Annotated in this window: 12 protein-coding genes; 5 read left to right on the top strand and 7 right to left on the bottom strand. The window is 26.2% G+C overall.

Going from position 1 to position 12,630, the window contains the following annotated elements; genetic code table 11:
• Positions 1-274: 274 nt before the first annotated feature.
• Entirely contained in the window at positions 275-640 is a 366-nt protein-coding gene (locus QZ288_RS11065; protein WP_295158850.1) for a DUF4234 domain-containing protein, read from the bottom strand.
• 165 nt (positions 641-805) lie between these two features.
• Here QZ288_RS11065 and QZ288_RS11070 point away from each other — a divergent pair, with 165 nt between their 5' ends.
• The 5 genes from QZ288_RS11070 (at position 806) to QZ288_RS11090 (ending at position 7,441) form a co-directional block, all read left to right on the top strand.
• Positions 806-3,130, top strand: coding sequence for a transglycosylase domain-containing protein (locus tag QZ288_RS11070; RefSeq protein WP_295158852.1), 2,325 nt, complete (start codon positions 806-808; stop codon positions 3,128-3,130).
• Positions 3,131-3,260: 130 nt separating this feature from the next.
• A complete protein-coding gene (locus QZ288_RS11075) occupies positions 3,261-5,108 on the top strand; it encodes an MATE family efflux transporter (protein WP_295158853.1) in 1,848 nt (615 codons plus the stop codon).
• Positions 5,105-5,815 carry a 2-C-methyl-D-erythritol 4-phosphate cytidylyltransferase gene (gene ispD, locus QZ288_RS11080; protein ID WP_295158854.1) on the top strand — a complete coding sequence of 237 codons (711 nt, stop codon included), beginning with the start codon at positions 5,105-5,107 and terminating at the stop codon, positions 5,813-5,815. The genes QZ288_RS11075 and ispD overlap by 4 nt, the downstream gene beginning before the upstream one ends.
• An 80-nt stretch (positions 5,816-5,895) precedes the next feature.
• Positions 5,896-6,444, top strand: coding sequence for an excinuclease ABC subunit B (locus QZ288_RS11085; protein WP_295158857.1), 549 nt, complete (start codon positions 5,896-5,898; stop codon positions 6,442-6,444).
• Entirely contained in the window at positions 6,434-7,441 is a 1,008-nt protein-coding gene (locus QZ288_RS11090) for a guanido phosphotransferase (protein WP_295158859.1), read from the top strand. Before QZ288_RS11085 ends, QZ288_RS11090 begins: the two co-directional genes overlap by 11 nt.
• A gap of 9 nt (positions 7,442-7,450) precedes the next feature.
• Here the strand turns inward: QZ288_RS11090 and QZ288_RS11095 are convergent, their stop codons facing one another.
• The 6 genes from QZ288_RS11095 to QZ288_RS11120 all read right to left on the bottom strand — a co-directional run bounded on the left by QZ288_RS11095 (position 7,451) and on the right by QZ288_RS11120 (position 11,800).
• The gene (locus tag QZ288_RS11095) at positions 7,451-7,927 is read right to left on the bottom strand and encodes a hypothetical protein (RefSeq protein WP_295158861.1); all 477 of its coding nucleotides are present in this window, start codon (positions 7,925-7,927) and stop codon (positions 7,451-7,453) included.
• A 64-nt stretch (positions 7,928-7,991) separates the two neighbouring features.
• Positions 7,992-8,483 carry a hypothetical protein gene (locus QZ288_RS11100; protein ID WP_295158863.1) on the bottom strand — a complete coding sequence of 164 codons (492 nt, stop codon included), beginning with the start codon at positions 8,481-8,483 and terminating at the stop codon, positions 7,992-7,994.
• Between the two features lie 132 nt (positions 8,484-8,615).
• Positions 8,616-9,440, bottom strand: coding sequence for a sulfide/dihydroorotate dehydrogenase-like FAD/NAD-binding protein (locus QZ288_RS11105; protein ID WP_295158865.1), 825 nt, complete (start codon positions 9,438-9,440; stop codon positions 8,616-8,618).
• A gap of 30 nt (positions 9,441-9,470) precedes the next feature.
• Entirely contained in the window at positions 9,471-9,899 is a 429-nt protein-coding gene (gene rplS / locus QZ288_RS11110) for a 50S ribosomal protein L19 (protein ID WP_295158867.1), read from the bottom strand.
• 147 nt (positions 9,900-10,046) lie between these two features.
• Positions 10,047-11,096, bottom strand: coding sequence for a LacI family DNA-binding transcriptional regulator (locus QZ288_RS11115; RefSeq protein WP_295158869.1), 1,050 nt, complete (start codon positions 11,094-11,096; stop codon positions 10,047-10,049).
• A 95-nt stretch (positions 11,097-11,191) separates the two neighbouring features.
• Positions 11,192-11,800 carry a LemA family protein gene (locus QZ288_RS11120; protein ID WP_295158871.1) on the bottom strand — a complete coding sequence of 203 codons (609 nt, stop codon included), beginning with the start codon at positions 11,798-11,800 and terminating at the stop codon, positions 11,192-11,194.
• Between the last annotated feature and the right edge of the window lie 830 nt (positions 11,801-12,630).

Genomic DNA, 12,630 nt, shown 5'->3' on the forward strand with positions numbered 1-12,630 from the left:
CTAGAAAGCTAAATATAAAAATTATGAGCGTCTGACATTCACAGAATGGCAGAGTGGCAGAGTTTATTAAAAATAATAATAAAAAGCGAGCCTGAGCAGATGACAGCTTTAGCTGGCATCTAGTATTAGCGAAGGCACGCAAAGCAGTAATAATAAAAAGTTTATTGATAGCAACAATAAAATAAAAAACTTGTAAGTACCTGACATTCGCTAAATGGAAAGGATTATGCAGATATCGGCACAAGTTTTTTTAATTAGTAAATAAAGAAAATCATTATTTATTTATATCAAATATAATATTAAGTTTGCTTTGTAATACTGTCATTGAATAGATATAACCGAAAGGCACTAAAAGAAGTATAGATAATACAGCAGCACTCTCTCCATAGCTGTCTAAATCAGCCTTTTTTATCATATCATTAAAAACTATAGTTCCATATTTATAAAACCAGTATATGCTGAATAATCCGCAGGTTAAAAATGATAATATAGCCGACAATGAAGGATTTAAATATTCTTTTTCCATATAATTATTAATATCATTAGATGTAACATAAATCCAATATATATTATATATTCCGAATGTTATTAATGATAATATAGATATTGATAATAAAGATTTAGATTTAAAATTCTGCATAATATTAAGATTTCTTCTAATAAAATAAAAAATATTTTAACTATTCTAATATAAAAAATATATAAATCAATTATAATTTTCAGCATAAATTCCGCTTGCAATGTTATATATATTATAGTATCATATATAATGTAATAATTATGTTAATGTGGTGTTTAATAATAAATGTTTAATAAAAAAAATAATACAAAAAATAATAATGCTGTAAAGAAAAAAAAATCTAAATTAAAGAGATTTATATTAAGTATTTTTATAATATTATTATTTATTTCAGCAGCAGTTGGTATAGTGGGCATATACTTTGTAGGAGGAGTATATAAAGATTGGGTTGACAGAAGAAATCAAAGTATGTCTATGCTTGAAGAATATTATGATATAATAGTTATCAGAGGCAATGAAAAAAGAATAAGATATTTTAATCCTTTAAATCCTTTCGGAGATTCGCCTCCTACTAAAATATATGACAGAAATAATATATTGATAGGTGAATATATGCCTCCTGCCTATGAGGTTGTTAATGTAGATGATATTAATCCCCTTTTAGAACAGACTTTGCTTTTAATGGAAGATCAAAAATTCTATACTCATAAAGGCATTAACTATTTCAGAACAGCCTATTTAGGTATGCAGACAATTATAACTAGAAAAATAGTAGGCGGAGGTTCTACACTTACTCAGCAATTGGCTAAACTTCTATTTACAAAGAGCGAAAGAACAATAGAAAGAAAACTTTTTGAAATGTTTGCTGCAAGAGAAATAGAAGAAAAATATACCAAAAAAGAAATTTTGGCTATGTACTTTAATACAGTTTATTTAGGAGATGGAAATTACGGATTTGAAGCTGCAGCCAATCATTATTTTAATAAGCCTTTAAGACAATGCAGATTATTAGAATATGCTATACTTGTAGGAATGCTTCCTAATCCTTCATACTATTCTATAATAAATAATCCTGATAATAATAGAAGAAAGGTAGAGCAGATACTTTCAAGATTGGTAAAGAATAATATAATAGATAAAAAAACTATGCAGGAAGAACTTGAATTATTTGATAAAGAATACACAAATATCAGCAAGCAGGTAAAGGGTGCCCAATGGAAAATGACAGTTAATAGAGCACCTTATGTAAATGAATATGTAAGACAGGAATTATTAAATTATTTTAATAAAGATGAGCTTGCATTATCAGGTTTAAGAATATATACAACAATAAATGAAAGATATTATAGAGTTGCCGATGCTGTTATGAAAGAAAATATAAGAAATTTGCAGACAAGTTCCTCTAATAGAAGCTATCAGGGTGCAATGGTATCAATAGATCCTAAAACAGGCGGCATACTTGTTATGATAGGCGGAGACGGATACACATTGCAAAACCAATTTAACAGAGCAGTTCAGGCAAAAAGACAAATAGGAAGCGTAATTAAGCCTTTTATTTATTTATATGCATTTGAAGGCGGTGCTCAGCCTTTTTCTACTATGCTTGATACAAATTATACTTATCCTCAGGGAACAGGAAAGCCTGCATACTCGCCTAGAAATTTCGACAGAAAATACAGAGGAGAAATAACTTTAGAAACAGCATTATCAAAATCTATAAATACAATAGCTGTAAAATTATTAAATGATATAGGACTTTCTTATTTTATAGAGCATTCAAGGGAATTTTTTGGAGAAAATGCCTATATACCTAATGCTTTATCAATAGGTTTAGGAACTATGGAAATGAGTCCTCTTGATTTGGCTTCTGCTTATAGTGCTTTGGCTAATGGAGGTATTAAGTACAAGCCCTATATTGTAGATAAAATTATAGATATGGACGGAAATGAACTTAGCGTTACTGCTTTGGTAGACAGAACGCCTCATAAAATAAGTTCTACATCACCGTCATCTTATTATTTTTTAAATACCACTTTGCAAAAGGTAATAGCACCGGGAGGAACAGCATACAGAAGTGCAAATACTTACGGATTTAAATATCCTTCATATTCAGCAAAAACAGGAACTACAAGCGAGCATAGAGATAATTGGTTTGCTGCTTATAATGATGAAATAGTCACAATTACTTGGATAGGAAGCGACAGAAATGATCTGCTTCCCAATAATGTTACAGGCGGGGCTACCACTGCTTTAGCTACTTTTCAATATCTCAATGCTGTAACCCCTTCTCAAAAAAGAGAATTCAATTGGTCTATACCTGATGATATTTTAATTGTAGAAATTTGTCAGGATTCAGGACTGCCTAGAAATCATACCTGCATAAATGTATCTCCTTTAACTGTAGGAGGAAATGTTGATTTATCTACTCAATGCCCTATAGATCATATAAAAACGGGTACTAGAAGAAATAATGATGATATTATTGAAGAAGATGAAGAAGATTTATATATGCCTTTAGATGAAAATACTAATAGTTATGATGATAATAATATATATATGCTGCAGGAAGATATTATAGAAGACCCTAGTTTAGGCAATATAAGAAGTTAATTGATAATCATATAATTAACATATATTGCAGCTTACATAATATAAAAATTATTATTGCAAATATAACTTTTTTTATTTTCATTTATGAAAAAATTTTGTTTTAATATAAAATATAATTTCAAGGATAAATATGGTTAGTTTTTTTAAAAGCGAATCCACAGAAGCAAGAAGAGATTTAATTCTTTACGGACCTATTACTAATACATTAATAATGTTATCAGTACCAACTCTTATTATGAGCTTGGTTCAGTCTTTAATTCCTCTTATGGACGGACTTTTTCTTAATAATATTGCAGGGACTGTTATAGCAAGCAGCGTTCATTTTGCAGAACCTATAATATATATGATGACAGCATTATCTCAAGGTTTGGGCGTTGCCGCTATGGCTATAGTAGGACAGTATAACGGACTTGGGGATTTAAAAAATGCTAAAAGAATATCCACTCAAATAGTTATTATAGGGGTATTATTTGGTATTGTTATGGGACCAACTCTTTATTTTGTAAGCATATTAGTTTCTGCAAATCTTCTTCCTGATATTAAAGAAAATGTATTTAAATATTTGTCTTTATATAGTTTTGTTATGCCTATGACATTTTTAACAGCTTTATATAACGGCATAAAAAATGCAAATGGCAAGCCTGAAGCTACTCTTATAAGAAGTATTATATTACTGCTTTTAAAAATATTATTTAATTTTATATATGTTTATTTATTTAATTTAGGCATAGTAGGAAGCGTATTAGCTTCATTTTCTACTTATAGTATAGTTACAATTTGGATGTATTATGACTTGTTTTTAAAAAAAGGCGAAGATACTTTATCTTTAAAAGATTTTAAATTTGATTCTTCAGTATTAAAAGAACTTATGATTATAGGTGTTCCTTCTATGCTTAATACATTTTTAACTAATTTAGGATTTTTTCTCATAAATACAGAGGTTGAAAAATACGGAGCTTCTGTATTAAACGGACAAGGTATATCTAATAATATAGTTAATATATGTTTTAATTTTACAGCCGCTTTTGGCTCTGCTGTTACTACAATGGTTAGTATGAATATAGGTGCTAAATATACTGACAAAGCTAGAAAATCATGCTATACAGGAATAATAATGGCAGTTATTACAGCAATTATACTTATTACTATAGTCATACCTCTTGCTCCTTATATCACTAAGCTTTTTACTAAAGAGGCTCAAGATTTATATGTTGCTAATAAATCTCTGCCTATATATGCTTTCGGAGTATTAGGCTTTGGTATTGCTATGGTTGCTCAAGGTGCTATGATTGGTCTTGGAAGAACTAGAATTCCTCTTATAATAAGCATACTTAGAATATGGCTGCTTAGATTCATATTTATTATTTTAACTGCAGAATATTTATCCTATTGGTCAGTATTTTGGGGAAATCTATTTTCAAATACTATGGCTGGAATTATATCATTTATTATAATACTTAAAATTCCTTGGATATCTGTTATTAATCTGAAGACGCAAAACAGCACCATTCTTAGGGCTAGGCTTTTTATAGATTCTATGGCAGCTAAATTATTTCCTAAAAATATTGGTATGAGAAAAGATTATATTGTAAAAATGAGGGAGAAATTAAAAAAAATTAAAGACCCTGTAAAATTGGTATTATTTCAAGAGAAAGAAATAGAAAAAATTGAAAGAATGCAGGAAAGAGAAAAGAAAGCTAAAAAAAATGAAGAGATGAAAAAACTGAAAAGAGCTGAATGGAGAATGCAGTTAGAAGAGATGAAAGAGATAAGAAATAAAATGAATGAAGAGCATAAAAAATATAATGAAGATATAAAAAGAAAAAGAGAAGCTAAAAAATTGAGAATGAAGCAGGAATTACAGGCTAGAAGAGAAGCTAGATATAAATTAAGAGAAGAAAGAAATATCGAAAGAGAAAAAAGAAAAGAAGAGAGAATGAATCTAAGAAATAAAAACAATAAAAATGAGCATTTATGAATAATACATCTTTAATTATATTAATAGCAGGAAGTTCAAAAAGATTCGGCAGAAAGGTAAAAAAGCAGTTTATAAAAGTTGATAATAAGCCTATATTTATACATACTTTAATAAATATGCTTAAATTCAATTTTGATAATATCATTTTGGTAAGTGCTGAAGAAGAGATAAAGAATATAAAAAAATATATAGAAAAAGAATCCCTAATAAAAGAAAAAATAAAAAAAAATATGCATTTTGTAAAAGGCGGAAATGAGAGGGTTTATTCTGTATATAATGCTATGCTTTTTCTAAATGATAATAGAAATGATATAAAAACAGATTATGTATTTATTCATGATGGAGTTAGACCTTTAGTGAGTAAAAATGAAATCAAATCTCTTTGTGAAATGGTTTTTAAATATGATGCTGCAATATTGGCTTCTAAAGTTGTAGATACAATAAAAAAATCTGATGAAAATAATAATATAATAAAAACTATAGACAGAACATATCTTTATAGAGCCGCTACTCCTCAGGGATTCAAATTTGATAATTATATGACAGCTATTGATAAATATATGAATGATAAAAATTCTGATTTGGCTACAGACGATGCCGAAATATACAGCAAATATTTTGGAAATGTAAAGATATTAGAATGTTCTGCCAATAATATAAAAATTACAAGCAAGGAAGATTTAAATACTTTTATTAAGATGAAATAAATAAAATTATATATTAATATTTGCATTTTTTTTTATTAAATGATAAAATTTCTGCATTAAGTTATTAGGGGCAATATATTTTGAAATGCAGTATTTGTGGTAAAGAAAAAGCGGTATTACATATTCAGGAAATTATAGGTAATGAACGCAGACAAATAAATATATGCAAAGACTGTGAAATCAGCAGTAATGTTATAGAGAAATGTTTAGAATTAGAGTTTAATAATATAGATACTATATTTCCTAATTATAAATCCCTGCCGTCTAAAAAGAAAAAAAAGAAGTATTCTGATACTAATAAGATATGTAAAGTCTGCGGATATTCTTTAGATGATTTTATTAGAACAGGAATCGTATCATGTCCTAAATGCTATGAATATTTTAAATCAGAGCTTAATAAATATATAAAAAAAATACATAGAGAAAATAAGCATATAGGAAAGATATCAAATAAAAATCTTACAAATAAAGATATAGAAGCTAAAATAAATAAATATAAAGAAGAAATAGAACTTTTAATAAAAATTGAAAAGTATGAAGAAGCTGCTTTGATAAGAGATAAATTAGAGTATTTGAAGAAAGATTTAATATCTAAAAAAACTAAGAGCGAAAAAAAAGATGTCCGTTAATAATACTGCAAATTGGATATATAAAAAAGGGGAAGATGATAATATAGTATTATATTCTAAGATATCCATTTATAGAAATTTAGATAATATTAGATTTTTTTATAATATGGATAAAGATGATTTTAATAAAACGGATTCTATATTAAAAACTAATATAGAAGAATTAAATCTCAATTTATCATATACAAAACTCATTAATATGCCTCCTATAAATATTAGAATGCTTATAGAAAATCTTACATTGCCGAGCAATAAAAATATAGTTCATGCTTCATTATTTACAAATGATGATGAGGATTTATCTTTATTGATAAACTCAAATGAACATTTAGAAATTCAAACTATATCAAGAGGCTTAGAATTAGAAAGCTGTTTCAATAAAGCATATTCTATAGAAAGCTCTTTAGATAAAAGATTAGATTTTGCTTATGATAAAAAATTCGGATTTTTAACAAGTTCCCCAAATATAATAGGTACTGCCTTAAAAGCGGAAGTCTGCATAGCTGTTCCGTGTCTTGTTTGGAAAACTCCTGATAATATTGATTATATCATTAATGAATGCAGTAAAAACGGACTTGATATTAATATAAAAAACGGACTTCTTATTATAAGCAATAATATTATGATAGGGGTTACTGAGAAGTTTATATTAGACAGTATTATAGAGAAAGTTAAAGAAATATCTGAAAAAGAAAAGAAAATTAGAAATAGAATAAAAAAGCTAGATAGAGTAAAGGCTGAAGATAAGATATTTAGAAGCTATGCAGTATTATCGTATGCAAGATATTTAAAATATAGGGAGCTTGTTAATTATAGTTTATGGCTTAGACTAGGCATTTATTATGATATGATTGATAATATAAGTTTGGATACTATATATTATATGGCATCTATTGGAAAATCAAGTCATTTGAAGCAATTATATGAAAATAGAAACTATTATAGAAATATTGATGAAATAAGGGCAAATGTTATAAGAGATATATTAAAAAAATAGATATTTTATTTATTTCAGCAAATATATTTCTGCATTATAATTAAATTTAAATCTCATTTTATGTACAGAAAATGTTAAAGTTATGTCTCCAATGCATTTTAAACTTTCTAACTTTAAAGCCTCTGCTGCCGTTTCAAATATATCAGAATATTTCGCATTACATTTCATATTTATATCTTTAAAAGAGTTGGAAGGTATTTTTATAATTCCTTCATTTTCGTATGAACTTGAATTTGCAAATATTTTGCCTGAATTATTTATTAAATTTATTTCTATTTTTTCTATTGGAAGTTCAAAAGGCAGATTATTTTTTATTTCTATTAATATATTCAAAGTTATATCTTTTAAGCTGATATTATCTAAAGAGCCGCTTTTTACTTTTATATCAGGCTTATATTTTTCTATATATTCTCTTGTATATGTTTTTACTTTAGTACATGATATTAAAAATATCATTAAAAAAATAGAGATTTTAATTATTTTCATATTTTTATATTAGCATAATTTTTTATTTTTATTAATGCCTCTTACTTAAGATAAAACATATTTTTTATTCTTTAAATGTTAATTCTTTAGTATAAGGGAATTCAAATTTCATTGCGTATATTGTAAATGTAATAGTCATTTTAGCACTGCATTTAAAAGTTTTTGTTTTTATAGATTCAAAAGCAGTTGTAAATACATCGCTGTATTTTGCCGTAAAATTTAAATTAATATTTCTTGCCTGATTAGCAGGTATTTTTAATGTTTCTACAGATTCAGCTATTGTAAATGTTCTTCCTGAAGTATTAATAAGCTCTATTTTTAATTTATCTATAGGAATTTCAAAATCTAAATTATTTTTTATTTCAACTAATGTAGTTAAAGTAATATCTTTTAAAGTTATGCTTGATATAGAAGCCTTTTTTACTCTTATATCAGGTTTATGCTGCTCTATATAACTTCTTGTTATTTCTCTTGCTGATGATTTTAATGTCTCGCAGGAAACTGCTGTTATCATTATAATCAATATAGATATTAAAGCAATGATTTTTTTTCTCATAATATTAACCTTTTATTTTTATAATTACCTAATTATTGTCTTTTATAATAAATATTTATCATAAAAAATAAAAAAGCTGCAGCTTATTAATTATTATTGCAGCTTTAATAATAAGAATTATTCAAAAATCAATTATCCTAATCTTAAATTGCACTCATGTTCTTCTTTTTTATACATAGCCTGTCTTTTCATAAGAATATCAAAATCTATTAAATGTCCGTCAAATTCAGGACCTTCAACACAAGCAAATTTAGTTTCATCTCCTACCTTCACCCTGCAGCATCCGCACATTCCTGTACCATCTATCATAATAGGGTTTAAACTTACAGTGGTATGAATATTATATTTTTTAGTAAGAATACAAACAAATTTCATCATAATAGCAGGACCTATAGCTATAACTTCAGAAATTCTTTCTCCCCTATCATATATTCTAGTAATCATATCTGTAACAAGCCCTTTTTCTCCGTAGCTTCCATTATCAGTACAAATAATAACTTCATCAGATATTTTTTTCATCATATCTTCCATAATAATAAGGGACTTATCTCTGGCACCTAATATAGATATAACTTTATTTCCAGCATTATGATATGCCTGCATAATAGGATGCAAAGGAGCGATACCGACTCCGCCGCCTACTCCCAAAACTATGCCTTCTTTCTTTTCAATATGAGTAGGCTGTCCTAAAGGTCCTATTATATCCATTATCTCATCGCCTGCTTTAAGCTCCATAAGTTTGGCAGTAGAGTATCCTACATTCTGAGTTACTATCATAATAGTACCTTCTTTTTCATCAGCATCGGCTATAGTAAGAGGTATTCTCTCTCCTTTCTCATCTAGTCTGAATATAATAAAATTCCCAGCTTTACGATGTTTAGCTATATCAGGAGCTGCTATCTGCATCATAAAAACTTTTTCTGACCATTGTTCTTTAGCAACTATTCTATAGCCCATAAAAAATTCTCCTTGAAAAAATCAAAAATATTATTCTTCAGCTGAAGAACTGTTTTCTTCTTTTTTGTTATTTTCAACAGCATTTTTTAAATCGGAATGCTTAGGTATTTTAACACCTAATCTCTCTACTAAGCGTGCTTTCTTACCAACTTTCTTTCTAAGATAGTAAAGTTTAGCTCTTCTTACTTTAGCTTTTCTTATGATATCAACATGATCTATTCTAGGAGAATTCAAAAGGAATATTCTCTCAACACCTACCCCATAAGAGATTTTTCTAACAATAAAACTTTTATTAATTCCTTTGCCGCGAATAGAAATTACAGTACCTTCATAAGCCTGCAATCTTTCTCTGTCGCCTTCTATGATTTTTACCCATACTTTTACTGTATCTCCTATTTCAAAAGGTAAAATAGCTTCTTTCTTATATTTTGCTTCTACTAATCTTATCTGCTGATCCATTTAATATCTCCTAAATATTTTATTTATATTAATGTTATTTACATTTCCAAAATTAAAATAAACAAATATAACATTATAGAATATAGTTGCAGTATTTTATCATAATACGCTAATTTTATCAAGTAAATTTTTTATATTTTAATAATGTCAATCATAAAGATTTTCTAAAAATATTATTTTGGAATCAGATACTAACCAATCAATATTTTTATTCTTTTTATATATCATTTCAAACATAATTTTTCCAGCATTATAGCCTTCTAAAAACATTTCTTCCATAACAGTAAAAGATATTATACCTGCTTTTATTAGTGATTTTATGCTTTCAGCCATACCGTGAGTTACTATTTTTTTATCTTTCAATATATTTTTATCTATTATATCATAAATTTCCTGAGCATATCTGTTTATATAAATTCCTTTAATATCATTTTTTGAGCAAATTTCTTTTATAGTATTTATGCTGTATTCTATGCTGCCGCAGTAAATAGGACCTACAATATCTATATCAGTATTTTTTATCCTTTGCAAAAAACCTTTCAAATACATTCCTGAAGAAATTTTATCATCTCCATTATCTATTATAAGCAGTTTTTCATCTTTTCTTAAAATATTTGATACTATGCCTGCCACCATAGAACCCTGCATAATATGATTTGGTCCCACATGAGGTATATTTTCCGATAATCTAGTGCCTATAGATATTATATTAATTTTACCAAAATACGGCTTTAATATTTTGTATGCAGCATCTTTATTTAACGGAGTAATTATTAATCCATTAATATTATCTGCATCATCTAAAATATTTTTTAAAATTTCTATTTGCTTATCAGGAGAATATATCGCTGTAGCTGTAATTTTTAGATTATAATTATACATAGAATATTCTCTATGAATTGCATTAAGCCCTCTTATAATTTCTCTTGTATAAAATTCATTAAAAGAATATGCTATCAAACAATGAACTACTTTTTCTTTTTGATTTGCTAAATAGCTTCCTATATAATTTTTTTCATAATTTAATTGAGAAGCTAATTCTAATATTTTTAATTTAGTTTCTTCTTTTATAAATTCGCTTCCGTTTATAGCTCTGGCTACAGTAGTTCTGCTTATACCTAATATTTTTGCTATTTCTTTTTGCGTAACTCTTTTTAGTTCTTTAATATCATTTTCATTTTTTATTTTATCACTCATAACTATCATTCATAATACTTTATATTATCCGAATATTTAATAAAACCTTATTTAATTATAGAAAAAGTTATAATTTTTTGCAAACATAAAATCAGTTAATTAAAAATATGTCCTGTCTGTGAAATAATATTTGTTCCTGTTTCAAATTTTAAAAAAGGTAATTTCCCCATTATACCGGCTATTATACTAGACGGAGGATTAGTAGTAAGTTTATTATATTCTAATACATGATCATTATATATAGATATAGATTTTTTTTCATCTTCTATTATAGGCTTCATTTCATTCAATGCTGCTATATAATTTTGATTTGTTCTTAATACAGGATAATTTCTAGCAGTATAATTAATTTTATTTATATTTTCAGTTATTCTTGCCTGTATATATTGATATTCCTGAAAAGTTAATGGTTTTTCTATCAAAGTAGAATCTGCCTCTATAGATTTTACTCTTTCTATATAGTTGCTTAATGCATATAATGTATATATATCTATTCTAGGTATGACAGATACTGCATTATAATAATTTTCTGATGCTTGATTTTTTCTGTAATATATTTCTATTATAGAGTTTAGAGATTCTCTTGATAATTTTTCTTCTGTAAGAATAGATTTTTTTATTGATGTAGTAGATACCATCATAAATATGCTTATAGCTGCAATGTTTACTATAATAAATATTACAGCTACTACAGAGCCTCTCATTTTATTATAATTCCCGTTTACATTTATTTAAATTATATATTAAAATTTTATTAATTCAAATTTATAAAACAGTATATATATGATTATGTGATAAATATATTAGTTATTTTTCATACAATACATATATATCGTATTTAATATTCTACAATTATTATTATAGTTTTTTGAAGTATAAAATCTACGCCTCATAATTTAATCTGAACTTTCAGCATTTCATAATATATTATTTAATAATTTTTTTATATTAACTCTATACTATTTATCATTATTATATTAAATTATTAAGCTTCTTTATATTAATATTACTAACAATTAAAGAGCTGTCCTAAATAACTATAATTTGTTATTGCTAGCTGAAAACTCGATATAATTATATTAACAGCTCTAAAATCATTTTTGATAATCACTGCAATTTTTAATATTTAACACACTCATAATTTTTATTAGCAATAATAAAAAAGTTTATCGCTAGCAATAATAAAAAATATTTTTATTTACTTAAATATTTTTTTTGATATACTAATATATATAATATAAATATTGTGCTTTGGAATTACTTAATTAAATAAATTTTTTTAAAGCGATAAACGAGCAGCTGGCAACTGACATAAGGAAGTTGCCAGCTATTATTAAGCGAGTTTATCGCTAGCAACAATAAAAACTAATAATTTTTTAAATACTATAAAGCTAAATATAAAAATTATGAGCGTCTGACATTTGTAAAAATGGCAGAAAATTAAAGCTCATAATTTTTATAGCAATAACAAAAAATTTGTCTTTACTTTTTATTTTTTCACTGTAAAATATACTTATGATTAAGAAATATTTTA

Origin of the sequence: uncultured Brachyspira sp., from assembly GCF_910578695.1 — a bacterium.
Classification (GTDB): domain Bacteria; phylum Spirochaetota; class Brachyspiria; order Brachyspirales; family Brachyspiraceae; genus Brachyspira.

Coding starts and splice junctions, on each gene's coding strand:
- QZ288_RS11095 (WP_295158861.1), bottom strand. CDS start 7,927: ATGAAAATAATTAAAATCTCTATTTTTTTAATGATATTTTTAATATCA.
- QZ288_RS11115 (WP_295158869.1), bottom strand. CDS start 11,096: ATGAGTGATAAAATAAAAAATGAAAATGATATTAAAGAACTAAAAAGA.
- QZ288_RS11100 (WP_295158863.1), bottom strand. CDS start 8,483: ATGAGAAAAAAAATCATTGCTTTAATATCTATATTGATTATAATGATA.
- QZ288_RS11065 (WP_295158850.1), bottom strand. CDS start 640: ATGCAGAATTTTAAATCTAAATCTTTATTATCAATATCTATATTATCA.
- QZ288_RS11105 (WP_295158865.1), bottom strand. CDS start 9,440: ATGGGCTATAGAATAGTTGCTAAAGAACAATGGTCAGAAAAAGTTTTT.
- QZ288_RS11090 (WP_295158859.1), top strand. CDS start 6,434: ATGTCCGTTAATAATACTGCAAATTGGATATATAAAAAAGGGGAAGAT.
- QZ288_RS11120 (WP_295158871.1), bottom strand. CDS start 11,800: ATGAGAGGCTCTGTAGTAGCTGTAATATTTATTATAGTAAACATTGCA.
- rplS (WP_295158867.1), bottom strand. CDS start 9,899: ATGGATCAGCAGATAAGATTAGTAGAAGCAAAATATAAGAAAGAAGCT.
- QZ288_RS11075 (WP_295158853.1), top strand. CDS start 3,261: ATGGTTAGTTTTTTTAAAAGCGAATCCACAGAAGCAAGAAGAGATTTA.
- QZ288_RS11070 (WP_295158852.1), top strand. CDS start 806: ATGTTTAATAAAAAAAATAATACAAAAAATAATAATGCTGTAAAGAAA.
- ispD (WP_295158854.1), top strand. CDS start 5,105: ATGAATAATACATCTTTAATTATATTAATAGCAGGAAGTTCAAAAAGA.